The 23575-nt window shown below is 66.7% G+C and carries 18 protein-coding genes; 7 read left to right on the top strand and 11 right to left on the bottom strand.

What is annotated here, in order from left to right; genetic code table 11:
- Window position 1: 1 nt before the first annotated feature.
- Genes FHY09_RS07710 through FHY09_RS07695 form a run of 4 tightly spaced genes read right to left on the bottom strand, consistent with a single transcriptional unit; the run spans window position 2 to window position 2524 of the window.
- Window positions 2-1033 (bottom strand): hypothetical protein, encoded by a 1032-nt coding sequence (locus FHY09_RS07710; protein ID WP_166925828.1) that lies wholly within the window; start codon window positions 1031-1033, stop codon window positions 2-4.
- Window positions 1030-1905, bottom strand: coding sequence for an ABC transporter ATP-binding protein (locus FHY09_RS07705; protein ID WP_166925826.1), 876 nt, complete (start codon window positions 1903-1905; stop codon window positions 1030-1032). The genes FHY09_RS07710 and FHY09_RS07705 overlap by 4 nt, the downstream gene beginning before the upstream one ends.
- A complete protein-coding gene (locus tag FHY09_RS07700; protein ID WP_166925824.1) occupies window positions 1902-2264 on the bottom strand; it encodes a GntR family transcriptional regulator in 363 nt (120 codons plus the stop codon). The genes FHY09_RS07705 and FHY09_RS07700 overlap by 4 nt, the downstream gene beginning before the upstream one ends.
- A 2-nt stretch (window positions 2265-2266) precedes the next feature.
- Window positions 2267-2524, bottom strand: coding sequence for a hypothetical protein (locus FHY09_RS07695; RefSeq protein ID WP_166925822.1), 258 nt, complete (start codon window positions 2522-2524; stop codon window positions 2267-2269).
- A gap of 214 nt (window positions 2525-2738) precedes the next feature.
- Here FHY09_RS07695 and FHY09_RS07690 point away from each other — a divergent pair, with 214 nt between their 5' ends.
- The 4 genes from FHY09_RS07690 to FHY09_RS07675 all read left to right on the top strand — a co-directional run bounded on the left by FHY09_RS07690 (window position 2739) and on the right by FHY09_RS07675 (window position 5429).
- Window positions 2739-3320, top strand: coding sequence for a glutathione peroxidase (locus tag FHY09_RS07690; protein WP_166925821.1), 582 nt, complete (start codon window positions 2739-2741; stop codon window positions 3318-3320).
- 94 nt (window positions 3321-3414) lie between these two features.
- Window positions 3415-4398 carry an FKBP-type peptidyl-prolyl cis-trans isomerase gene (locus FHY09_RS07685; RefSeq protein WP_166925819.1) on the top strand — a complete coding sequence of 328 codons (984 nt, stop codon included), beginning with the start codon at window positions 3415-3417 and terminating at the stop codon, window positions 4396-4398.
- A 112-nt stretch (window positions 4399-4510) separates the two neighbouring features.
- The gene (locus FHY09_RS07680) at window positions 4511-4753 is read left to right on the top strand and encodes a SlyX family protein (protein ID WP_166925817.1); all 243 of its coding nucleotides are present in this window, start codon (window positions 4511-4513) and stop codon (window positions 4751-4753) included.
- A 10-nt stretch (window positions 4754-4763) separates the two neighbouring features.
- The gene (locus FHY09_RS07675; RefSeq protein WP_166925814.1) at window positions 4764-5429 is read left to right on the top strand and encodes a DUF2058 family protein; all 666 of its coding nucleotides are present in this window, start codon (window positions 4764-4766) and stop codon (window positions 5427-5429) included.
- 52 nt (window positions 5430-5481) lie between these two features.
- Here FHY09_RS07675 and FHY09_RS07670 read toward each other — a convergent pair whose 3' ends face one another.
- The 4 genes from FHY09_RS07670 to FHY09_RS07655 form a co-directional block, all read right to left on the bottom strand.
- Window positions 5482-6480, bottom strand: coding sequence for an alpha/beta fold hydrolase (locus FHY09_RS07670; protein WP_166925813.1), 999 nt, complete (start codon window positions 6478-6480; stop codon window positions 5482-5484).
- Window positions 6481-6699: 219 nt separating this feature from the next.
- Window positions 6700-9402: a methionine synthase gene (gene metH / locus FHY09_RS07665; protein ID WP_166925812.1), complete on the bottom strand. Its 2703-nt coding sequence runs from the start codon at window positions 9400-9402 to the stop codon at window positions 6700-6702.
- Window positions 9399-10508 (bottom strand): homocysteine S-methyltransferase family protein, encoded by a 1110-nt coding sequence (locus FHY09_RS07660; RefSeq protein ID WP_166925811.1) that lies wholly within the window; start codon window positions 10506-10508, stop codon window positions 9399-9401. The genes metH and FHY09_RS07660 overlap by 4 nt, the downstream gene beginning before the upstream one ends.
- Before the next feature lie 7 nt (window positions 10509-10515).
- Window positions 10516-11445 (bottom strand): metalloregulator ArsR/SmtB family transcription factor, encoded by a 930-nt coding sequence (locus FHY09_RS07655; protein WP_166925809.1) that lies wholly within the window; start codon window positions 11443-11445, stop codon window positions 10516-10518.
- A gap of 157 nt (window positions 11446-11602) precedes the next feature.
- On the opposite strand from FHY09_RS07655, the gene FHY09_RS07650 reads away from it, so the two are divergent.
- Together FHY09_RS07650 and FHY09_RS07645 are read left to right on the top strand one after the other, a co-directional pair.
- The gene (locus FHY09_RS07650; RefSeq protein ID WP_456362762.1) at window positions 11603-12775 is read left to right on the top strand and encodes an acyl-CoA dehydrogenase family protein; all 1173 of its coding nucleotides are present in this window, start codon (window positions 11603-11605) and stop codon (window positions 12773-12775) included.
- A gap of 84 nt (window positions 12776-12859) precedes the next feature.
- A complete protein-coding gene (locus FHY09_RS07645) occupies window positions 12860-13153 on the top strand; it encodes a hypothetical protein (RefSeq protein WP_166925806.1) in 294 nt (97 codons plus the stop codon).
- Between the two features lie 114 nt (window positions 13154-13267).
- Here FHY09_RS07645 and FHY09_RS07640 read toward each other — a convergent pair whose 3' ends face one another.
- The 3 genes from FHY09_RS07640 to FHY09_RS07630 are packed head-to-tail and all read right to left on the bottom strand — an operon-like array spanning window position 13268 to window position 18387.
- Complete coding sequence (locus FHY09_RS07640; protein ID WP_166925805.1) at window positions 13268-16441, bottom strand: multidrug efflux RND transporter permease subunit; 3174 nt, start codon at window positions 16439-16441, stop codon at window positions 13268-13270.
- A 12-nt stretch (window positions 16442-16453) separates the two neighbouring features.
- Entirely contained in the window at window positions 16454-17731 is a 1278-nt protein-coding gene (locus FHY09_RS07635; RefSeq protein ID WP_166925804.1) for an efflux RND transporter periplasmic adaptor subunit, read from the bottom strand.
- Window positions 17731-18387, bottom strand: a complete 657-nt coding sequence (locus FHY09_RS07630) for a TetR/AcrR family transcriptional regulator (RefSeq protein WP_166925803.1) — start codon at window positions 18385-18387, stop codon at window positions 17731-17733. The genes FHY09_RS07635 and FHY09_RS07630 overlap by 1 nt, the downstream gene beginning before the upstream one ends.
- Window positions 18388-18572: 185 nt before the next feature.
- Between FHY09_RS07630 and FHY09_RS07625 the strand changes: the two genes are divergently transcribed.
- Window positions 18573-23537, top strand: coding sequence for an NAD-glutamate dehydrogenase domain-containing protein (locus FHY09_RS07625; RefSeq protein WP_166925801.1), 4965 nt, complete (start codon window positions 18573-18575; stop codon window positions 23535-23537).
- Window positions 23538-23575 lie beyond the last annotated feature (38 nt).

The following is a 23575-nucleotide window of genomic DNA, read 5'->3' as shown; positions in this document are numbered from 1 at the left end:
GTCAGAGTTCGCCGGCGCGACGGCGCAGGCGGATGGCAAGGATGATGAACAGCACGCCGAACACTGCGCCGATCCACAGCTGCGGCATGGCCAGCGACGCCAGTTGCTGCGACGGTGAGAGCAGGGAAACGAAACTGTCCGCGCCGCGCTTGAAGCCCTCGCCATCGGCGCTGGCGCGGTACAGCAGGTCAGTTCCCGGCAGGGTGCCCAGCAGCAGGCGACCGACCACGTGCTGCCAGAACCAGCCGCTGCCCAGGTCGAACAGGGTCATCACCTTGGTGGTGCTGACCACCACGCCGGCGAATACCGGCAGCATGACCGCCCACAGGAACGGCTTGCTCTTGGCCCAGGCCGAGCACAGCAGCAGCCAGCCGACCGTCGGCAGCGACCACAGCATGAACACCGGGATCCAGCTCAGGTGGCCGGCGGCGAGCAGCATCGGGCTGGCCGGGCCCCAGATCAGGGCCATGGGGTCGCCGCCATGGGCCAGCACCACCACGCTGATCAGGGCGCCGAAGCAGAACATGGTCAGGATCGAGGCCAGCACGGCGATCAGCGGGGCCACCAGCACCGCGCTGAGCACCTTGGACAACACCGTCTGGGTGTCCGACAGCGGCAGTGATTTCCAGAACAGGATGCTGCGGTCACGGCGGTCGTCATACAGCGCGCCGAGGCAGTAGAAGAACACCACGAACGCCAGCACGATGAACGGCCACGATGAGCTGAGCACCAGGGTCAGGTCCATGCCGTTGGCCAGGTCGGCGCGGTCGGAGGCATCCAGGTTGCGGGTCAGCAGGCCCAGGTCCAGGCCATTGATGTTCACGTCCTGGTTGTCGATGCGCACATTGCCCTGGCTGGCCACGCGCTTGAGGGCGAACAGGCCGAACAGGATGCCGACGCCGCTCATCAGCAGCGACACGCCTGCGGCGATCAGCGGGGCGTACAGGAACCCGCCGCGGTTTTCCCAGTATTCGCGCTTGAGCAGCCAGCGCAGGGTGCCCGCCGGGCGGGCCGGAGTGGAGGCGGCGGTCATGCGTAGGTCCCCTTCATGATGGCAACGAACAGATCGGCGAGGCCGGGATTGCGGGTTTCGCCCAGCGTGGCCAGCTGGGTGCGCGGCACGTTGTCGAACAGCAGCACGCTCTTTCCGAACGGCAGGGCGCGTTCATCGATCGGCTGCAGGGCACGGGCGTGGTCGAGCTGGTCGGCGTTGACCAGTACTTCGGTATAGCGTTCGCTGACCTCGTCCATCTCCGCGCTCAGCACGATGCGGCCGTCACGGATGAACATCACGTCAGTGAGGATGTGCTCGATCTCTTCCACCTGGTGCGTGGTGACGATGATGGTTTTCTGCTCGTCGAAATAGTCTTCCAGCAGGCGCTGGTAGAACGCCTTGCGGTAGAGGATGTCCAGGCCCAGGGTGGGCTCGTCCAGCACCAGCACGCGGGCATCGATGGCCATCACCAGGGCCAGGTGCAGCTGCACGATCATGCCCTTGGAGAGTTCGCGCACCCGCTGTTTTGGTTGCAGCTTGGTGCCGGCGAGGAAGCGCTCGCAGCGGGCGCGGTCGAAACGGGGATGCACGCCGGCCACGAAATCGATCGCCTCGCGCACTTTCAGCCAGCGCGGCAGCACCGCCACGTCGGCGATGAAGCAGATGTCGTTCATCAACGCATCGCGGTGCTGGTGCGGGTCCTTGCCCAGCACGCTCAGTTCGCCTTCCACCGCCGTCAGGCCGAGGACGGCCTTCAGTGCGGTGGTCTTGCCGGCGCCGTTGGGCCCGATCAGTCCGACGATCCGCCCGGCCGGGATGGTGAAGCTGGTGTTGTCCAGCGCGGTCGACTGTTTGTAGGTCTTGCGCAGGTTGCGCGCGACGATCACATCCTGGATAGCGGTAACGCTCATGGCAGTTTCCCCGGGGTAAGCAGGTCGTTGATGTCCAGGCCCAGGCGCTGGATGCGCTCCAGCACGGCAGGCCATTCTTCGTTGAGGAAACGCTCGCGTTCGCTGCTTCGCAGCTGCGTGGCGGCTTCTTCGGTCATGAACATGCCCAGCCCGCGGCGCTTCTCGACGAGGCCTTCGTCGGCAAGTTCCTGGTAGGCACGGGACACGGTGATGGGGTTGAGCTGGTAGTCGGCGGCTACCTGGCGCACCGAGGGCAGGGCGTCGCCGGGCTTGATGAGTCCATCAAGCATCATGGCGATCACGCGTTCCTTCAGCTGGCGGTAGATGGGAGCGCCATCGCTCCACTGGATATCGCTCATGGTCAGCTCCGGGATTTCAGCGACTTCGCGAAAGAGAAGTACGGCATGGACAATGAGCTGTTCAGCCGACGCGGGGGGGAGGGGGCCGGTGTTGCGTCTCCGGCGTCCGGCATGGCCGCGTCCTGCAGACCTGGGGACATCGAAAGGGCAGCGGGCTCATCCGCTTCCTGCGATGCCACACCCAGCCAGGTGATCAGGACGAGCAGGCCGGAAATCGCCATGGCGGAACGCTTGGTACGTGACCGGATCGCGAAATTCATGGATGCCCTGTCCTGCATGACTGGTGTTGTAGCTAACTATAACACCTGATCTGGAGAGTGCAAGCCGGCGTAGACCAACTGATGGCAGGGGTCGCCCCTGAGACGTCCCGGATGCCGGGAATGGGGATGTCGCACCCTGCGCTGCGGGCCTCCGGGGGGCCGGTGCTATAGTGCGCGGCGTCGCGCCCGGCCGGGCCGTTGCCAGGATTTTCCGATGAAGGTCACCGCTGTCCCCCCGCGTCTGCGCGCCGCCGCGTCGGTCCTGATCCTCGGGCTCTGTGCCCTTGCGCCGGCTGCCTTCGCATCCGATCTGCTGGATGTGTCGTACCGGCCCCTGGCAGGCAAGGGTGAGGTCAACCTCAAGCAGCGTTACCAGGGGCGTGTACTGCTGGTGGTCAATACCGCCAGCAAGTGCGGCTTCACGCCGCAGTACGAGGGCCTGGAGGCACTGCAGCAGAAGTACGCGGGCCGCGGCTTCGCCGTGCTCGGGTTTCCCTCCAACGACTTCAAGGGCCAGGAGCCCGGCGACGAGGGCCAGATCCAGGAGTTCTGCACGTTGACCTACGGGGTCAAATTCCCCATGTTCCAGAAGGTCGAAGTGACCGGTCCGCAGGCCACTCCGCTCTACCAGCGCCTGACGGCGGCGACCGGCGTGGCGCCGGGCTGGAACTTCCACAAGTATCTGATCGGTCGCGATGGCAAGGTCATCGGCCAGTTTCCGAGCCGGGTGAAGCCGGATGATGCGCAGCTGGTGGCTGCCATCGAGCGGGCCCTGGCCGTGCCGGTCCCGCGCTGAACCTGAACGACGGTCGCAGCCTGCGCGACAGGCATGCGACAATGAACGTTTTCGCGCCGACGTCGGCGTTTTTTCACTTCCAGGAATGCAACAGATGAAGATGGGAATGCGTGGCGCTGCGGCGTCGGTCCTGATTCTTGCGATGGGTGCCACCGGTGCCGTGATGTCGCAGCAACAACCGGCCGCCGCCCCGGCAGCAGCCAAGGAGAAGAGCAGTTTGAACGACAAGCAGAAGATCGGGTACGCCGTCGGCGCGGACATTGCAGGTTCGCTTGAGCAGATCAAGGCGCACATCGATCTGGCCGCCATGAAGGAGGCCGTGCAGGCCGTCTTCGACGGCAAGCAGCCCATGATCACCCAGACCGAGGCCCAGCAGGTGGACCAGGACCTGCGCAAGGTCATGGCCGTGGCCACAGGCCAGCAGGTGCCGGGCGTGGCGCCGGGCTCGGCGCCGCCGAAGGTGGACAGCCACAAGGTCGGCCTGATGCTGGGCACGTACATGGTCGGCCCGTCGCTGGAACAGCTCAAGGGCGACATCGACCTGGATGCCCTGTTCGAATCGGTGAAGATCGCCTTCGACGGTGGCCAGCCGAAGCTCTCCAAGGCCGAAGGCACGGCGGTGATGCAGGCCTTCATGGCCGGCAAGCAGGCCGAGATGCAGGCCAAGGCGGCGCAGCTGGGCCAGACCAACCGCCAGGAAGGCAACGCGTTCCTGGCAAAGAACAAGGCCGTCCCGGGCGTGGTCACCACGGCATCGGGCCTGCAGTACCAGATCCTGCGTCCGGGCAGCGGCGAGCGTCCGACCCCGTCGAGCAAGGTGCGCGTGAACTACGAGGGCAAGCTGCTGGATGGCACCGTCTTCGACAGCAGCTACCAGCGCGGCGAGCCGATCGAGTTCGGCCTGAACCAGGTGATCAAGGGCTGGAGCGAAGGCGTTTCGCTGATGCCGGTGGGTGCCAAGTACCGCTTCTGGATCCCGGGCGAACTGGCCTATGGCGAGGGCGGCACCCCGGGTGGCCCGATCGGCCCGAACGCCACGCTGACCTTCGATGTCGAACTGCTGGGCGTGCTGCCCTGACAGCGTGTGAGTGGAACGCGCGGCGGCCTGCGCTGGCCGCGCGTCCTGTCCCCGGCCGCCGCGAGGGCGGCGGGGTGATGCAGCCATGGCCCCGGCCGGAGTAGAGAACCCAATGTCCGAGATGACGCCCAGCGAGCGCGAACAGGCGCTGGAATCACGGCTGGTGGAGCTGGAGATGCGCGTGTCCTTCCAGGAGCAGGCGCTGGCCGAGCTCAGCGATGCACTAGCGGACGCGCGCATGGAAGGCAGCCGCAACGCAAACGTACTGCGCGTGCTGCTTGAGGACCTCGGCAAGGTCCGCAATGCGCTCAATTCTTCCGATCCGGCGAGCGAACCGCCGCCGCCGCACTATTGATCCAACGTCCATGAGCGATACCCTCCGCGACCAGTTGATGGGCCTGGGCTTCAAGCCCGCGCCGAAGCCCGAGCGCAAGCCCGAACCCCGCCGTGACGGACGCCCCGCGCAGAACCGCGGCGCCACCGCGCCCGGCAAGCCGGGCGAGGCCCGGCCTCCGCGCGGCCGGGGCCCGCAATCCGGCGAGCCGGCGCATGCCGCGGCGGCCAAGCCCAACCGCGCCCCCGGACCGCGCAAGCCGCGCTCGCAGGAAGAGATGGACCTGGCCAAGGCCTATGCCATCCGTGCGCAGCGTGAGAAGGAAGAGCGCATCGAGGCCGAGCGCCTGAAGCAGGAAGAGGCGCGCGTGCGCCGCGAGGCCAAGGCCCGCCTGGATGCGCTGTTGAAGGACAAGGTGCTGAACGTGGCCGACGCGGAGATCGCGCGGCACTTCCCGTACGGCGGAAAGATCAAGCGCATCTACGTGACCCCGGACCAGCTCAAGGCACTCAACGCCGGTGCGCTGGGCGTGGTGCAGATGGGCGGGCGCTACGTGCTCGTCGAGGCGGCCGTGCTGGCGCAGGCCGAAGCGATCTTCGCGCCCTGCGTGGCCCTCAAGGTGGATCCGGACGCGCCGGCCGAAGACGATCCGTATGCGGATCCGCAGTACCAGGTACCGGACGATCTGGTCTGGTAAGGCCGGCCATGGCGTGGCCCCGCCGGTCCGTCGAGGGCCACCGGGGCAGTGATCAGCGGGACGCAGCGGGCGACAGCCGGCCCTGACGCTCCAGCGCACCGAGGAAACGGATCATCCTCTGCGCGATTTCCACGGGCTGTTCTTCCACCGCGAAATGGCCCGCATCGAGCAGGTGGATCTCGGCATCCGGCAGGTCGCGCCGATAGGCCAGCGCTCCGGCGGCGATGAAGGCGGGATCGTGCCTGCCCCAGAGGACCAGCGTCGGCGGCTGCCTCGCGCGCAGGAACGCCTGCCAGGCCGGGTAGGCCTCGATGTTGGTCCAGTAATCCTGGAACAGCTGCACCTGGGCGCGCTGCTGCGCCGGACGCGCCAGTCCGGCCAGATCGTGTTGCCAGGCGTCGGGACTGATCCGTTCCGGCCGACCCTGGACGTCGCGGAGGTACTGCAGGTCGATCACGCCCTGCGCCGAGACCAGGCCGTTCAACTGGAGCAGCATGGCGGGCGAGGTGTCACGATGGGCTCGCTCGAAAAACGCCTGCCGTGCGGGCGTCAGGCCATCGAGATAGGCATTGGCATTCTGGACCACGAGCGCCTGCAGCCGCTCGGGTTGTGCGATGGCGAGCCGGTAGCCGACCGGTGCGCCGAAATCCTGGAGATACAGGCTGTAATGCGCCAGACCGATCGCATCGGTGAACGCGGCGATGTGCTGCGCAAGGCGATCGAACGTGTAGGGGGCAGCATCAGGATCGGGCAGGTCGGTCAGGCCCGAACCGAGGTAATCCGGGGCGATCACATGGTAGCGACCCGAGAGCAGGGGAATGAGCTCGCGATAGGTATGCGATGAGGAGGGGAACCCGTGCAGCAGCAGGAGGGTGGGGCGCGCGGGATCACCGGCTTCGCGGTAGAACGTGCGGTGTCCATCGACGACGACATGCCGGTAGAAGGTCTTGGCCGGCCACGTCGCTGCCGGCGTGTCTGCCAGGGCCGGCGGGGCGGCCAGGACCGGGAGGGCGAACAGGGCCAGGAGCAGCAGAAGCAGGTCGCGATGCATGGGGGATCCCAGCGGGAGACGTGCCCAGCATGGGAGGCGCCCGGCCCTCGCGGCGAGGCGGTCACCGGCGCTGTAGGAGGACCATTCAGGAGGGCAGTTGAAATGTGACGCGATGCGACGTTGATGGCGTCCGTTGTGGGTGGACGACATCGGCACGCGCTGCCCGGCACGACAGCGATGGATCCAGTTGCGTCAGCGTTAGCGGATGGGCTGGCTGGCCTATTCCGGATCGTAATCCAGGTTCGAAGCGAGCCAGCGCTCGGCCTGCGCGCGGTCCACGCCCTTGCGCCGCGCATAGTCTGTGACCTGCTCGCGGCCCAACCGGCCGACGACGAAGTACTGGCTCTGGGGGTGGCTGAAGTAATAGCCGGAGACTGCCGCCGTAGGCAGCATGGCGAAGCTCTCGGTCAGCTGCATCGCGGCATTGGCCTGCGCATCGAGCAGGCCGAACAGAGTGCTTTTCTCGCTGTGTTCGGGGCACGCCGGATAGCCGGGCGCCGGACGGATGCCGCGGTAGCGTTCGGCGATCAGCGCCTCGTTGTCCAGCGCCTCGGCGGCGTCGTAGCCCCAGTACTCACGGCGCACGCGCTGGTGCAGGCGTTCGGCCAGCGCCTCGGCCAGGCGATCGGCCAGGGCCTTGAGCAGGATGGCGTTGTAATCATCGTGGTCGGCTTCGAACCGCGCCACGTGGGCGTCGATTCCAATGCCGGCCGTCACCGCGAAGGCACCGATCCAGTCCTGGCGGCCACTGTCGGCCGGCGCGATGAAATCGGCCAGGCAGAAGTCTGGCCGCTCGGCCGGCTTGTCCACCTGCTGGCGCAGGAAATGCAGCATGGTGGGGCCGGTGGGGTGCTGCACCCGCACGTCATCGCCGACGCTGCTGGCGGGCCACAGGCCGAACACGGCCTTGGCCTGCAGCCATTTTTCATCGACGATCCGTGCCAGCATCCGGCGTGCATCGCGGTACAGCTCGGAGGCCTGGGTGCCAACGATCTCATCGGTGAGGATCGCCGGGTACTTGCCGGCCAGCTCCCACGCCTGGAAGAACGGTGTCCAGTCGATGTAAGCCACCAGTTCGTCCAGCGGATAATCGCCGAACACATGCAGCCCGGGCTGTTTCGGTGCCGGCGGGACATAGCGCTCCCAGCCGCCGTCGAAGCGCTGGCCGCGTGCATGTTCGAGCGACACCAGCCGCTTGGCATCACCGCGGTTGCGGTGGCGGGTGCGGATCTCGGCGTAGTCTGCCGCGTTGGCGGCCACGAACGAGGCGCGCAGCTCGTCCGAGATCAACGACTGCGCCACGCCCACCGCGCGTGAGGCATCCTTCACCCAGACGGTGGGTGCATCGTAGTGCGGGTCGATCTTCAGCGCGGTATGCGCGCGCGAGGTGGTGGCGCCGCCGATCATGAGCGGCAGGTCGAAGCCCTGGCGCTGCATCTCCCGCGCCACGTGGCTCATTTCCTCAAGCGAGGGGGTGATCAGCCCGGAGAGCCCGATGATGTCGGCCTTTTCGGCGCGCGCGGCGTCGAGGATCTTCTGTGCAGGCACCATCACGCCCAGGTCGATGACCTCGAAATTGTTGCAGGCCAGGACCACGCCGACGATGTTCTTGCCGATATCGTGCACATCACCCTTGACCGTGGCCATGATGATGCGTCCGTTGCTGCGCGCGGTATCACCGCTGAGCGCCTTCTCGGCCTCGATGTAGGGCAGCAGATAGGCTACGGCCTTCTTCATCACCCGTGCCGACTTCACCACCTGCGGCAGGAACATCTTGCCGGCGCCGAACAGGTCACCGACCACGTTCATGCCGCTCATCAGGGGACCTTCGATCACATCCAGCGGGCGTGGCGAGAGCTGCCGGGCTGCTTCGGTGTCCTGCTCGACGAACGCATCCAAGCCGTGCACCAGCGCGTGGGCGAGGCGCTCGGCCACCGGTTTTTCACGCCAGGCGAGGTCTTCCACGGGGGCAGCGCCCTTCCTGCCCTTGAACCGCTCGGCGATGTCCAGGAGGCGCTCGGTGCCATCGCGCCGGCGGTTGAGGATCACGTCCTCCACGCGTTCACGCAGGTCGGCGTCCAGATCGTCATAGATCGGCATCGCACCTGCGTTGACGATGCCCATGTCCATGCCCGCGCCGATGGCGTGGTACAGGAACACCGAGTGGATCGCCTGGCGCACGGTCTCGTTGCCGCGGAAGGAGAACGAAACGTTGGAGACGCCACCCGAGACATGGCAATGCGGCAACGTGCGCCTGATGATGCGCGTGGCTTCGATGAAGTCCACGGCATAGTTGTCGTGCTCTTCGATCCCGGTGGCCACGGCGAAGATGTTCGGATCGAAGATGATGTCCTGGGGCGGGAAGCCGACCTCATCGACCAGGATGCGGTAGGCGCGCGTGCAGATCTCCACCTTGCGCGCGCAGGTGTCGGCCTGCCCCTCCTCGTCGAAGGCCATCACCACCGCTGCCGCACCATAGCGCAGCACCTTGCGCGCGTGCTCGCGGAACAGGTCCTCGCCTTCCTTGAGCGAGATCGAGTTGACCACGCTCTTGCCCTGCAGGCATTTCAGCCCGGCCTCGATGACGCTCCATTTCGAGGAGTCCACCATCACCGGAATACGCGCGATGTCCGGCTCGGACATGATCAGGTTGAGGTAGCGGGTCATCGCCGCTTCGGAATCGATCAGGCCCTCGTCCATGTTGACGTCGAGGATCTGCGCGCCGCTGGCCACCTGCTGGCGCGCCACGTCCACGGCCTCCTCGTAGCGCTCTTCCTTGATCAGCTTGCGGAACTGTGCGCTGCCGGTGACGTTGGTGCGCTCGCCGATGTTGACGAACAGCAGGTCCGGGGTGATGACCAGTGGCTCCAGCCCGGAGAGCAGGGTGGGGCGGATCTGCGTGGGGTTGACCTGCGCGCTCATGCGGCCTGCTCCGCGTGGCCGGGCAGGAGCCGCGGCGCGATGCCGGCGACCGCTGCGGCGATGGCACGGATGTGGTCCGGCGTGGAGCCACAACAGCCGCCGACCAGGTTCAGCAGGCCGTCGCGGGCGAAGCCCTGCAGCGTGGTGGCCATCTCCTCGGGGGTCTCGTCGTACTCACCGAAGGCATTGGGCAGGCCGGCGTTGGGGTGCGCGCTGACGTAGCACTGCGCCACGCGTGCGAGCGTTTCCACGTGCGGGCGCATGGCGTCGGCGCCCAGCGCGCAGTTGAGCCCGATCGAAAGCGGCCGCGCGTGCGCCAGCGAGGCGTGGAAGGCCTCCGCCGTCTGCCCGGAAAGCGTGCGCCCGGAGGCGTCGGTGATGGTGCCGGAAATCATCACCGGCAGCCGCGCACCGCGGGCGTCGAAGGCTTCTTCGACCGCGAACAGGGCCGCCTTGGCATTGAGCGTGTCGAAGATGGTTTCCACCATGATCGTGTCGGCGCCGCCATCGATCAGGCCGTCCACCGCCTCGCGATAGGTCGTGCGCAGCTCGTCGAAGCTGGTGTTGCGGAAGCCGGGATCGTTGACGTCCGGGCTGATCGATGCGGTGCGGCTGGTCGGCCCCAGCACCCCGATGACGAAGCGGGGACGCTCCGGCGTGGTGGCCTGCACCGCGTCGCAGCAGCTCCGTGCGATGGCCGCGCCGGCCTTGTTGAGTTCGTAGACGATGTGCTCCAGGTGGTAGTCCGCCTGGCTGACGGAGGTGGCGTTGAATGTGTTGGTCTCCACCAGGTCCGCACCGGCCTGCAGGTAGGCGGTGTGGATACCGGCAATGATCTCCGGCCGGGTCAGCAGCAGCAGATCGTTGTTGCCTTTGAGATCCTGCTCCCCGGCGTGTACACCGTGGGCACATCCGGCGCCATGCGCATGCGCGGCAGCCTGCCGGTCGACCCCGCCGGCGAAGCGCTCGCCGCGGTAGTCCGCTTCCTCAAGGCCATGGCGCTGGATCATGGTGCCCATGGCGCCATCGATGATCAGGATACGGTGGTGCAGCGCCTCGATCAGGGCAAGGGCGCGCTCGGGATGCAGCCAGGGCAGGGCGGACACGGCAACCTCAGGGTTTGTGGGCGATCAGCGAGATGACTTCGAAATGCGGCGGGCGCTTCTCGCGGGTCACCGTTTCCAGGTTGGACACCTGCAGCCCGGCCTTGTCGACGAACTTGCGCAGTTCCTTGTCGCTGAAGCCGAGATTGACGTGCCCATAGGCATCCACGGCGGCCTTGTGTTCGTGCCGCGCAAGGCTGCACAGCAGCAGGCGGCCGCCCGGGCGCAGCACGCGCGCCGCCTCCAGGACCGCCTGCGCTGGCTTGGCCGCGTAGGTCAGCGCATGCATGAGCACGACCAGGTCGAAGCTGCGCTCCTTGAACGGCAGCGCGTGCATGTCGCCTTCCTGCACCTCCACGTTGGGCAGGCGGCGCAGGCGCTCGCTTGCTGCCGCCACCACGCGCGCACTGGTATCGATGCACACGTAACGACGGGCATGCGGGGCGACCAGTTCGGCGAGCACGCCGTCACCGGAGGCGATGTCCAGCACGTCGCCGGTCTCCAGCAGGGGCAGCGCGGTGCGCGCCAGCGCTTCCCAGGTGCGCCCGGGCGAATAATGGCGCTCCATGTCACCGGCCACGCTGTCGGCCCAGTTCTGGTCGGCCGCGCGGCTGGCCAGCACCGACGCCACGCGCTCGGCGTCCTGGCGCAGCAGCGGATCATCGCTGCCGGTGCTCAGGGCGTGCCACAATGCACGCTGGGCTGGGTCCAGCTGGGCATCGTCGAAACGGTAATAGGCCGAAACGCCCGCGCGGCGGTCGCGTACCAGTCCGGCCTCCTTAAGGCGCGCCAGGTGGGTCGACACGCGCGGCTGCGCCAGCCGGGTGATCGCGGACAACTCGGCGACGGTGAGTTCCTCCTGCTCCAGCAGGGCCAGCAGGCGCACCCGCGTCGCATCGGCGAACACCTTCAGGCGGGTCGACCAGTCTTCCAGATCCATAAATATCCACCTATCGCGATAGAAAGATATTTTCGCCCGTCCCTGCAGGCCGGTCAAGCCGCCGGATGCGTCAGTACCGCCTGGGGAGACCGCCGCGCCTGCAGGCGTTCGTCGGCCTCAGTCAGCCGCCATCCCCACCGCACCGGTACAATCGCCGATTCGTTACCCGGGAGGGGTTGTTGTGGATTTCAGCTTTACCGAAGAGCAGCTGATGCTGCAGGACGTCGCGCGCCGCATCGCGCAGGAAAAGATCGCGCCCAGCGCGGAGCACCATGACCGGACGGGCGAGTTCCCGCTGGCCAACATCCAGCTGCTCGGCGAGAACGGGCTGATGGGCATCGAGGTACCGGAAGAATACGGCGGGGCCGGCATGGACCCCATCGCGTATGTCCTGGCGATGGTGGAGGTCGCCGCCGGTGACGCTGCGCATTCGACCATCATGTCGGTCAACAATTCGCTGTTCTGCAACGGCATCCTGACCCACGGCAACGAGGCGCAGAAGCAGACGTACGTGCGTGCGATCGCCGAAGGCCACGCCATCGGTGCCTTCGCGCTGACCGAGCCCCAGTCCGGCTCGGATGCCACCGCCATGCGCTGCCGTGCCATCAGGCAGGCCGATGGCACGTATGTGATCAACGGCAAGAAGAGCTGGATCACCTCCGGGCCGGTGGCCAGGTACATCGTGCTGTTCGCCATGACCGACCCGGAGAAGGGCGCGCGCGGCATCACCGCGTTCCTGATCGACACCGACAACCCGGGCTTCGGGCGAGGCAAGACCGAGCCGAAGCTCGGCATCCGTGCCTCGGCGACCTGTGAGATCGAATTCAACGATTACGTGGCGAAGGCCGAGGACGTGCTCGGCCAGGAAGGCGAAGGCTTCAAGATCGCCATGGGCGTGCTCGACGCTGGGCGCATCGGGATCGCTTCACAGGCCATCGGCATCGCGCGTGCCGCCTATGAAGCAACGCTGGAATATGTGAAGGAGCGCAAGGCCTTCGGCGCGGCGATCGGCACCTTCCAGATGACGCAGGCCAAGATCGCGGACATGAAGTGCAAGCTCGATGCGGCAATGCTGCTGACGCTGCGCGCCGCGTGGGTGAAGGGGCAGGGCGGGCGTTTCAGCAACGAAGCGGCCATCGCCAAGCTGACCGCTTCAGAGGCGGCCATGTGGATCACCCACCAGGCGGTGCAGATCCACGGTGGCATGGGCTATTCCAAGGAAATGCCGCTGGAGCGCTATTTCCGTGATGCCAAGATCACCGAGATCTACGAAGGCACCTCGGAGATCCAGCGCCTGGTGATCGCCCGTAACGAAACCGGGCTGCGCTGAGCCCTGGCCCGGCAGCGCCTGCTGCGCTGTCGAGGCGCCTGCCGGTCCACTAGAATGCCCGTCTTTCGCAGAAGGACGGGCTCAATGATCTACCGTGGTGCGGGGTTGCTGACCCTGCTGACCCCCATCGTCAGCGTGCTGCTGCTGACCTATTTCTTCCATGATCCGTCTGCCGGTCAGGGCAATACCACGCTGCAGCAGTTCCTGCTCGGCTGCGGCATCGGTGCCGCGGTGAATGTGGTGATCGGCTTCGCGCTCAACCGCAGCGTGCGTGCCCCGGGCGAACACGCCCGCCACCATTTCTTCTTCATGCCGATGCAGTGGCCCGCCCTGGCCATCGTCGTGATGTGTGCGGCCGTGGCGGCGCTCAAGTCCTGAGCGAACAGCCCCGGGCAGGCCTGCGGGCGCTGCACGAGCGCCATGAAAAAGGCCCCGGATCGCTCCGGGGCCTTTTCGTTTTCCGGCGCCGGGAGTCCCCGGCGCGACCGACTGTCAGCGGTCTGGACGGTGTGCGCCGCCGGCTTCGTTCTGCCGTTCGGTGAACTCCTTGGACGGTTCGTCCAGCTTGTCGCCCAGCATGCGGCGGACCACGATGAAGAACACCGGAATCATCAGCAGGCCGAGGAACGTGGCGAAGACCATGCCGCCGATCACGCCCGTGCCGATCGCATGGCGGGAGTTCGCACCGGCGCCGGTCGAGATCGCCATGGGCACCACGCCCATGATGAACGCGAAGGAGGTCATCAGGATCGGACGGAAGCGCAGGCGTGCCGCTTCGATCGTGGCATCGCGCAGCGTCCTGCCGGCGGCGCGCTGCTCCACCGCGAACTCCACGATCAGGATCGCATTCTTGGCGGCCAGGCCGATCACGGTGATCAGGCCGATCTTGAAGAACAGATCGTTGGGCAGGCCACGTGCCATCGAGAACGCCAGTGCACCGAGCACGCCCAGCGGCACCACCAGCAGCACTGCCACCGGCACCGACCAGCTTTCATACAGCGCGGCCAGGCACAGGAACACCACCACGATGGACAGCACCAGCAACAGCGTGGCGGCGTTGCCGGCCAGGATTTCCTGGTAGGACATGCCGGACCAGTCGTAGCCGAAGCCCGGCGGCAGGTCGTTGTCCACGATGTCTTCCATGGCCGTCATCGCTTCGCCGGAGCTGCGTCCCGGTGCCTGCGAACCGACGATGTTCACCGCCGAGTAGCCGTTGTAACGGCTCAGCGACGGCGGCGCCGATACCCACTTGGACTGCACCACCGTGCTCAACGGAATCATGGTGTTGGTGCCGTCGGGATTGGTGGTCAGGCTGGAGGGGCTGTAGAAGCTCTTCAGCGATTCCTCACCCGTGCGGTACGGCGCGTCGGCCTGCATGGTCACGCGCTTGATGCGGCCTTCGCTGAAGAAGTCGTTGACATACACCGGGGCCAGCATCAGCTGGATGGTGCTGTAGACATCGGAGACCGACATGCCCATCGCCTGCGCCTGCACGCGGTCCACGTGCAGCGAAAGCTGGGGTGCGTTTTCCAGGCCGTTCGGGCGTACGCCGGCAAGCAGGTCGCTCTTCTGCGCCGCCGAGCCGAGCAGGATGTTGCGGGCATTGGTCAGCTGGTCGAACCCTGCACCGGTGCGGTCCTGCAGCCACATGTCGAAGCCACCGAACTGGCCCAGGCCCTGCACCGTCGGCAGGTTGACCACGAAGATCTGGGCCTCCTTGATGCCGTAGAACGCACCGTTCATGTTGCCGATCAACTCCGGCACCGTCACCTCACGGTCCGCCCAGGGCTTGAGCCGGATGAAGCCCATGCCCACGTTCTCGCCCGAACCGACGAAGCTGAAACCGGCGATCTGCAGCAGGCCCTCGAAGCCTTCCTGCTTCTCCAGGATGCCGCGCATCTGGGCGAACACTTCGTTGGTCTGCACCTTGGTCGAGCCCGGGGGCAGCTGCACGATGGCCAGTGCGTAGCCCTGGTCTTCCTCAGGCAGGAAGCTGCCCGGCATGCGCGTGAACAGGAAGGCGCACAGGGCGCCCAGCACCACGAACAGGATCATCCAGCGCGGCGCGTGCTTCACCGCCGAGGTGATGTGGCCCACGTAGGTGCCGCTGATCCGGTCGTAATACTTGTTGAAGGTGCGGTAGACGATGTTCGGGTTGTCGTTGTGCGTGGGCTTGAGGAACGTCGCGCACAGCGCCGGGGTGAAGCCCAGGGCGAGGAAGGCCGAAAAGCCCATCGAGATGGCGATGGTCAGGGCAAACTGCTTGTAGATCTCACCGGCCGCACCGCCCTGCAGCGAGGAGGGGATGAACACGGCCGCCAGCACCACGGTGATGGCCACCACCGCACCGGTGATCTGGGTCATCGCCTTCTGCGTGGCCTGCTTGGGCGCCATCTTCTCCTCGGTCATGATGCGCTCGACGTTCTCAATCACCACGATCGCGTCGTCGACCACGATGCCGATCGCCAGCACCATCGCAAACAGGGTCAGCTGGTTGATCGTGAAGCCGATCATGTACATGCCAAGGAACGTGCCCAGCAGCGCCACCGGGATCACCAGCGTGGGGATCAGCGTGGCGCGGAAGTTCTGCAGGAAGATCAGCATCACCAGGAACACCAGCACCATCGCCTCGACCAGCGTCTTGACCACCTCTTCGATGGAGATCTTGACGAAGGTGGTGCTGTCGTACGGCGAGAACCAGCTGACCCCGGCCGGGAAGCTCGGCGCCAGCTCTTCCATCTTGGCGCGCACCGCCTCGGCCACGTTCAGTGCGTTCGCACCAGGCAGCAGCTGGATGGCGAAAGCGCCGGTCGGCTTGCCGTTGTACTGGGTATCAAAGCCGTAGTTGTTGGCGCCGAAGGCCACCCGGGCGATGTCCTTGAGCAGCACGCGCGAGCCGTCCGGGTTGGCCCGCAGGATGATGTTCTCGAACTCCTCCGGCGTACTGAAACGCCCTTCGGCGGACACGGTCGCGGTGAAATGCTGGCCGGCGGGGGCCGGATCCGAGCCCAGCGAACCGGCAGCGAACTGCACGTTCTGCGCACGGACGGCCGAAAGCACCTCGCTGGCGGACAGCCCATAACCCTGCATGCGCTCGGGGTTGAGCCAGATGTTCATTGCATACTCGGCACCGAACTGCTGGGTGCTGCCCACGCCCGGAATACGCGAGACCTGGTCCAGCACGCGCGAGGCGACGATGTCGTTGAGCGCATCGCGGGTGATCGCATCGGAGTCCGAGCGCAGCGCCACCACCATCAGGAAGCCGGCATTGGCCTTGGCCACCACCACGCCCTGCTGGGTGACTTCCGAAGGCAGGCGCGGCGTGGCCAGCGAGACCTTGTTCTGCACCTGCACCTGGGCGATGTCCGCATCGGTGCCGGTTTCAAAGGTGAGGGTGACGGTCGCGCGCCCGTTGGAGGACGAGGAGGAACTGAAGTACAGCAGGTGATCGATGCCGGTCAGCTGCTGCTCGATCACCTGCGTGACCGATTTTTCGGTGGTATCCGCGCTGGCACCCGGATACGTGGCCGACACGGTGACTTGTGGCGGTGCGATGCTGGGATAGGACTCCACACCCAGGTTGAGGATCGCGATCACGCCGCTGAGCGAGATCAGGATCGCCACCACCCAGGCGAAGACCGGGTGTTCGATGAAAAATTTAGGCATGACGGTGTCCCGTTACTGCGAGCTGGAATCGGCGGCCGGCGCAGCCTGCGCTGCCGGCTGGTCGGACCCGGCCTCGGCCGGTTTTGTCCCTTCGGTCGCCGGCGCTGCACCCTGCGCGGCAGGCGCTGCACCCGGTGCGCCCGGCTGGCCCTGGCCGTTGCCCTGCTGCGGCGTCCATGGCTTGGCCGTGGCCGGCGCACCCTCCTTGACCTTCTGGATGCCCGCCACCACCACCTTGTCGCCCGGCTGCAGGCCTTCGGTGACCAGCCAGTTGCCATCCTGCGCGCCATCGGTCTTGACGTTGCGGCGGATGACCTTGCCATCGGCGCCCACCACCATCACGTATCCGCCCGTGGCGTCACGCTGGAGGGCAGGCTGCGGGATCAGGTAGGCGTTGTTGCGCTCGCCCAGGGTGGCCTGGAAGCTGACGAACGCGCCCGGCAGCAGGATGCGTTCCGGGTTGGGCAGCACCGCGCGCAGCGAGACGGCGCCGGTGGTGGGGTCCACGGTGGTGGAGGAGAAGTCCAGCGTGCCGCTCTGGCCATAGGTGGTTCCGTTGGAGAGCTTGACCTGCACCGTCGCCTTGCCATCCCCACTCAGGGCCAGCGCACCCTGCGACTGCGCGGCGCGCATCTGGGAGAGCTCGTCCACGCTCAGCGAGAAGTTCACATACAGCGGGTCCAGCTGGTCCACGGTGGTCAGCAGGGTCACATCGCCCTGGCCGACCAGTGCGCCTTCGGTGACCTGCTGCTTGCCCGCCACACCACTGATGGGGGCCTTGACCTCGGCATAGCCGAGGCTGATGCGCGAACTGCTCACGGCGGCTTCGGCCTGGCGGACAGCGGCCTGCGCGGTGCGCTCGGTCGACTCGGCATTGTCCAGGTCGGCGCGGGAAACATACGCCTGCGGCGCCAGTGAGCGGGCGCGATCAGCGGCGACCTTGGCATTGGCGTAGCTGGCGCGCGCGGAGGCGAGCTGGGCTTCGGTGGCGCTGAGGTCGGCACGCAGCGGTGCCGGGTCGATCAGGAACAGGGTCTGCCCCTGCTTGACCTCGCTGCCTTCCTCGTACACGCGCTTGAGCAGCACGCCGGGCACGCGGGCGCGGACATCGGCGCTGCGGTACGGGGACAGGCGGCCGACCAGCTCACGCTGCAGCGGCAGGGTCTGCGGCCTGGCTTCGACCACGCCCACTTCCGGCGGAGGAGGCGTCTGCTGTTCCGGCTCTTTGCAGGCCGCCAGCGCCACGGCGACGGCGAACGTCAGGGCGAGGGTGCGGAGTGGGGCGATCATCAGGAGAAACTCCGGTGTTGGTTTGAATGAGGGAAAACGGGGGCGTCGGGCGCGAAGGCACGCAGGAAGCCATCCACGGCGAACCCGGCCCAGCGGCGGCGCATCTGCGCATCATGCCGATGGTGGGTGTGGAAACGCTGTTTTTCGAAATCCTGACCGCCGATCATGCTCAGTAGCAGCTCGGCCATGAAGTGCGGGTCGTCATGCCGCAGGCGCCCCTGCGCCGCGACGGATGCGATCCATTCAGCCAGGTGAAGGGTCAGCGCGCCCGCGCCGTTGTCGTAGAGATATCGGGCCTGCTCGGGGAACTGCGCGGATTCGGCGGAAATCATCCGGCAGGCCTGCGCCACGTGGGGCTGGTTGTAATGCTCCAGGTAGTCCACCGCGAAGGCGAGCAGGCTCTCGCGCAGGTTGTCGCCCTGCAGCGCATCGAGTGCGGCCGTTGCGCGGGCGACGTGGCGGTCGAGCACCCGGCCCAGCAGCTGCTGCTTGCTGCCATACCGCGAATAAAGGGTCTGCTTGGAACAGCCCGCCTGCTGCGCCACTGCGTCCATGCTCAGCTGCATGCCTTGCCGCGCCAGCAGTTCGCGCACGGCGTCGAACACGCGATGATCGCGCGCGTCCAAGTCGCCGGCCGAAGGGGGATGGGGGTTCACGCGGTGGACTATACCGTCCAGTTCAGAATTGTGGAATCGTTTCAGGCCGGTCCAGGGCGCCTCCGGCCCCGGGGGAGTAAACCGCGCACAACGCGAACCGCCAGATTCCGTCCTGCAGCAAGGCCTTCGCACGCAACAGGGCTACAATTTCATTTTCCCAACTGGGCAACACGACTCGCTCTGCCATGAAATCGCAAAAGTCTGCAGTCAAAACCGTGAAAACGAAGCCCGCCTCGGCGGAAACCCAGCTTGTCCCGGCGACGGGTTTCTCGCTGGAGCCGGTGTACACGGCCTTGCGCAAGCGATACCCGGCGGCCGGGCAGGCCGAGGCAGTGGCGTTTGCCGCCGACTTCTACAAGCGCATGGAGGCCGACGAGTTCCCGCACCACAGCGTGGACGAGTGGGCCGCGCTGGCCGGCGACACGCTCGAGTTCGCCCGCGTGCGCAAGGCTGGCAAGGCCAACGTGCGCGTGTTCAACCCCACGCTGAAGGCCAATGGCTGGGAGTCGCCGCACACCGTGCTGCAGATCGTCAACGACGACATGCCCTTCCTGGTGGACACGGTGACCATGGCGCTGGCCGAGCAGGGTATCGGCGTACATGTGCTCGGCCACCCGGTGATCCGCTTCGGCCGTGACAAGGCCGGCAGGCTGACCGCCGTGGGCGAGGGCACCATCGAATCGGTGATGCTGCTGGAAATTGACCGGCAGACGCCTGAAGCAATGGACGCCGTCGAGCAGGTGATCGTCAAGGCGCTGGAGGAAGTACGTTCGATCGTCCGGGACTGGCAGCCGATGCGCGACAAGGCGCTGGCCATTGCCGACGACCTCGGTTCGCGCCAGCTGCCCGTCGACGATGCCTCCCGCGAAGAGGCGCAGGCCTTCCTGCGCTGGGCCGCGGACAACCATTTCACCTTCTTCGGCTACCGCAGCTACCGCGTGCAGCGCGAGGGCAAGGAAGACGTGCTGGTGCCGGAGGATGATTCCGGCCTGGGCCTGATGCGCGGCCGCGACAAGTCCGCCGCCCGCCCGGTCAAGACGCTCGCCGCGCAGGGCCTCAATGCCACCACCGGGTTGAAGGACGCGCTGATCCTGACCAAGACCAACGCGCGCTCGCGCGTGCACCGCGCCGGCTACATGGATTACATCGGCGTGCTCGAATTCGACGCCAAGGGCCGGATCATCGGCGAACAGCGCTTCCTCGGCCTGTTCACGTCCAGCGCCTACAACCGCCGCCCGTGGGAGATCCCGCTGGTGCGCCAGCGCTACGAACACGTGATGCAGCGCTCGGGCCTCTCGCTGTCGAGCCACAGCGGCAAGGCGCTGCGCCACATCCTGGAAACGCTGCCGCGCGAGGAGCTGTTCCAGTCCAGCGAGGAAGAGCTGTACCGCACCGCGATGGGCGTGCTTGGCCTGCAGGAGCGCGTGCGCAGCCGCCTGTTCCTGCGCCGTGACAAATACAGCCGTTTCATCTCCGCGTTGGCCTTCCTGCCGCGCGAACGCTTCAACACCGATGTGCGCCTGCGCATCGAGGCGATGCTGCGCGACACGCTGCACGGCGAGCACGTGGACAGCTCGGTGGTGCTCGGTGAATCGCCGCTGGCGCAGGTACACCTGATCGTGCGCCCCAAGGCCGGGCCGGTGGTCGATGTGGACACCGCCGCACTGGAACAGAACCTGGCCCACCTGCTGCGCAACTGGCAGGACGACCTGCGCGAGGCGCTGGTCGGCGCGCACGGGGAGACCGAAGGCCTGCGCATCGCATCGCGCATCGGCAAGGCGCTGCCGGCCGGCTACATCGAAGACAACAGCACCGCCGTGGCCGCGCACGATGTGGCCCAGCTTGATTCGTTGACTGGCCCGGACGATCTGCGCCTGAGCCTGCAGGCCGTGGGCGAATGCCTGCACCTCAAGCTTTACCGCCAGCTCAACGACATCCCGCTGTCCGACGCGCTGCCGATGATGGAGAACATGGGCCTGCGCGTGATCTCCGAGCGGCCCTACCGCCTCTCGGTCGACGATGCACCGGTGTACGTGCAGGACTTCGAGGTCGAATCGGTGGCCGGAGCGATCGACGCGGCGCGCGTGGACGAAGCCTTCGGCGAGACCTTCGCGCGTGTATGGCAGGGCGATGCCGAGAACGATGGCTTCAACCGCCTCGTGCTCGCCGCCGGCCTGCACTGGCGCCAGGTCGCCATGCTGCGTGGTTACTGCAAGTACCTGCTGCAGACCGGCGTGCCGTTCTCCCAGGCCTACGTGGAAGGCACCTTCACCCGCTATCCGCTGCTGGCCCGCCTGCTGGTGGAACTGTTCGAGGCGCGTTTCGATCCGGCCACCGGCAGTGAAAGCAAGGACGACATCGCCGCCGGCCAGGCCGCGCTGAAGGCCCACCTGGATGTGCTGGCGGCCGGCGACGAGGCCACGTTGGCGGTGCTCAAGCGCGTGCTCGACGCGCGCAAGGGCAGCCGCGAATCGCAGATGCAGGCCGCGCGCGATGCGCTGCTGAAGCTGATGGACCGCGTGTCCAGCCTCGATGAAGACCGCATCCTGCGCAGCTTCATGGGCGTGATCGACGCGACGCTGCGGACCAGCTATTACCAGACCGATGCGCAGGGCCAGCCGGGCCATTGCATCAGCTTCAAGTTCGATTCGGCGCTGGTGCCGGACCTGCCCAAGCCGCGTCCGTACCGCGAGATCTTCGTCTACGGTCCGCGCGTGGAAGGCACGCACCTGCGCTTCGGCGCGGTGGCGCGTGGTGGCCTGCGCTGGTCCGACCGCCGCGAGGATTTCCGCACCGAAGTGCTGGGCCTGGTCAAGGCGCAGATGGTCAAGAACACGGTCATCGTGCCGGTAGGGGCCAAGGGCGGCTTCTTCGCCAAGACCCCGCCGGCCAGCGGCGACCGCGATGCGGTGTTCGCCAACGGCGTAGCCTGCTACAAGCTGTTCATCCAGGGCCTGCTGGACATCACCGACAACATCGTCAACGACGCGATCGTGCCGCCGGTGGACGTGGTGCGCCATGACCTGGACGATCCATACCTGGTGGTGGCCGCCGACAAGGGCACCGCGACCTTCTCCGACATCGCCAACGGCCTGGCCATCGCGCATGGCTTCTGGATGGGCGATGCGTTCGCCTCCGGCGGTTCGGTGGGCTACGACCACAAGGGCATGGGGATCACCGCGCGTGGCGCGTGGGAGTCGGTCAAGCGCCACTTCCGTGCCCTCGGCCATGACAGCCAGAGCGAGGACTTCACCGCCGTTGGCGTGGGCGACATGTCCGGCGACGTGTTCGGCAACGGCATGCTGCTTTCGCGGCACATCCGTCTGCTTGCCGCATTCGATCACCGCCACATCTTCCTGGATCCGAACCCGGATTCGGCGCGCACGTTCCTCGAGCGCGAGCGCCTGTTCGCGCTGCCGCGTTCGAGCTGGGCCGATTACGATGCCACGCTCATCAGCGACGGCGGCGGCATCTACCCGCGCACGCTGAAGTCCATCGAGATCACCCCGCAGGTGCGTCAGGCGCTGGGGTTGGAGGAGAGCGTCAAGGCGCTGTCGCCGAACGATCTGATGAGCGCGATCCTCAAGGCACCGGTGGACCTGCTGTGGAACGGCGGTATCGGCACCTACGTGAAGGCCACCAGCGAGCAGCACGCCGATGTCGGCGACCGCGCCAACAACGCGCTGCGCGTCAACGGCTGCGAACTGCGCTGCAAGGTCGTGGGTGAGGGCGGCAACCTCGGCATGACCCAGCTCGGCCGCATCGAGGCGGCGCAGGCCGGCGTTCTGCTCAACACCGACTTCATCGACAACTCGGCCGGCGTGGACACCTCCGATCACGAGGTGAACATCAAGATCCTGCTCAACGATGTGGTGCGTGCGAAGAAGCTCACGCTCGACCAGCGCAACAAGCTGCTGGCTTCGATGACCGATGAGGTCGCCGCGCTGGTGCTCAACGACAACTACCGCCAGAACCAGGCGCTGAGCCTGATGGAGCGCATGGCGGTCAAGCGCCTGGGTTCCAAGCAGCACTTCATCCGCACGCTGGAGCAGCAGGGCCTGCTGGACCGCCAGATCGAGTTCCTGCCGTCCGATGCCGAGCTGTCCCAGCGCAAGGCACGCGGCCAGGGGCTGACCCGTCCGGAGCTTTCGGTGCTGCTGTCCTACTCCAAGCTGGTGGCCTTCCAGCAGCTGCTGGAATCGGATATTCCCGAAGACCCGTACCTGTCCAAGGAACTGCAGCGCTACTTCCCGCAGCCGCTGCAGAAGAAGTACGCCGACGCCATGGAGCGTCACCGGCTCAAGCGCGAGATCATCGCCACGGCGGTGACCAACCAGACCATCAACCGCATGGGCGCCACCTTCCTGATGCGCATGCAGGAAGACACCGGCCGTACCATCGCCGAGGTCGCCAAGGCCTACACCATCAGCCGCGAGACGCTCGACGCGCGTGCCCTGTGGGCGCAGATCGACGCACTTGACGGGCAGGTGCCCGAGTCGGTGCAGGTCGATGCGCTGGAAGTGATCTGGAAGCTGCAACGGGCTTTCGTGCGCTGGCTGCTGTTCCGCCCCGGTGCCATGCCGGGCATCACCGAAGCGGTCAACCGCTACCAGGGCCCGTTCAACGACATCCGCGAGGCCTCGGGCGTGCTGCCGGATTCGCAGCGTCCCACCTACGAAGCGCTGGTCGCGCAATGGGTGGACAAGGGCCTGCCGGCCTCGCTGGCGCAGCAGCTGGCCGAGCTGCACTTCCTGGCCCCGGCGTTCGACATCATCGAGCTGGCCCGGACCCGCAAGCTCAAGCCGGTGGACGTGTCCAAGGTCCACTTCCGCCTTGGCGAGGCGTTGAGCCTGCCGTGGCTGTTCGAGCAGATCGACGCGCTGGAGGTCAACGGACGCTGGCATGCGGTGGCCCGGGGCGTGCTGCGCGATGAGCTGGCAGCGCATCACCGCAACCTGGCCGGGCAGGCGCTGGGCATGAAGGGCGGCAGTGCCGAAGCCAAGGTCGCGGCCTGGGTGGCGCGCGATGACAACAGCCTGCGCTTCACCCTGGCCATGCTCGCCGAGCTGGCCGAGCAGAAGACGCTGGACTACCCGACGGTGTCGGTGGCGGTGCAGCGCCTGGGTCAGCTGGCCTCGCACGGCGCCTGATCCACCCAGGTTCCGGCAAACGGACGGCCCCGTGCGAA

This window comes from Xanthomonas sp. 60 (genome assembly GCF_011761925.1).
Note: the sequence above shows the minus strand (reverse complement) of the source record. Positions and strands in the feature narration are given on the sequence as shown.

What these genes read in the sequence shown, in the direction of transcription:
- metH (WP_166925812.1), bottom strand. Translation starts at nt 9,402, where the DNA reads ATGAGCGCGCAGGTCAACCCCACGCAGATCCGCCCCACCCTGCTCTCC.
- FHY09_RS07655 (WP_166925809.1), bottom strand. Translation starts at nt 11,445, where the DNA reads ATGGATCTGGAAGACTGGTCGACCCGCCTGAAGGTGTTCGCCGATGCG.
- FHY09_RS07625 (WP_166925801.1), top strand. Translation starts at nt 18,573, where the DNA reads ATGAAATCGCAAAAGTCTGCAGTCAAAACCGTGAAAACGAAGCCCGCC.
- FHY09_RS07705 (WP_166925826.1), bottom strand. Translation starts at nt 1,905, where the DNA reads ATGAGCGTTACCGCTATCCAGGATGTGATCGTCGCGCGCAACCTGCGC.
- FHY09_RS07685 (WP_166925819.1), top strand. Translation starts at nt 3,415, where the DNA reads ATGAAGATGGGAATGCGTGGCGCTGCGGCGTCGGTCCTGATTCTTGCG.
- FHY09_RS07700 (WP_166925824.1), bottom strand. Translation starts at nt 2,264, where the DNA reads ATGAGCGATATCCAGTGGAGCGATGGCGCTCCCATCTACCGCCAGCTG.
- FHY09_RS07645 (WP_166925806.1), top strand. Translation starts at nt 12,860, where the DNA reads ATGATCTACCGTGGTGCGGGGTTGCTGACCCTGCTGACCCCCATCGTC.
- FHY09_RS07640 (WP_166925805.1), bottom strand. Translation starts at nt 16,441, where the DNA reads ATGCCTAAATTTTTCATCGAACACCCGGTCTTCGCCTGGGTGGTGGCG.
- FHY09_RS07695 (WP_166925822.1), bottom strand. Translation starts at nt 2,524, where the DNA reads ATGAATTTCGCGATCCGGTCACGTACCAAGCGTTCCGCCATGGCGATT.
- FHY09_RS07690 (WP_166925821.1), top strand. Translation starts at nt 2,739, where the DNA reads ATGAAGGTCACCGCTGTCCCCCCGCGTCTGCGCGCCGCCGCGTCGGTC.
- FHY09_RS07710 (WP_166925828.1), bottom strand. Translation starts at nt 1,033, where the DNA reads ATGACCGCCGCCTCCACTCCGGCCCGCCCGGCGGGCACCCTGCGCTGG.
- FHY09_RS07680 (WP_166925817.1), top strand. Translation starts at nt 4,511, where the DNA reads ATGTCCGAGATGACGCCCAGCGAGCGCGAACAGGCGCTGGAATCACGG.
- FHY09_RS07675 (WP_166925814.1), top strand. Translation starts at nt 4,764, where the DNA reads ATGAGCGATACCCTCCGCGACCAGTTGATGGGCCTGGGCTTCAAGCCC.
- FHY09_RS07635 (WP_166925804.1), bottom strand. Translation starts at nt 17,731, where the DNA reads ATGATCGCCCCACTCCGCACCCTCGCCCTGACGTTCGCCGTCGCCGTG.
- FHY09_RS07670 (WP_166925813.1), bottom strand. Translation starts at nt 6,480, where the DNA reads ATGCATCGCGACCTGCTTCTGCTGCTCCTGGCCCTGTTCGCCCTCCCG.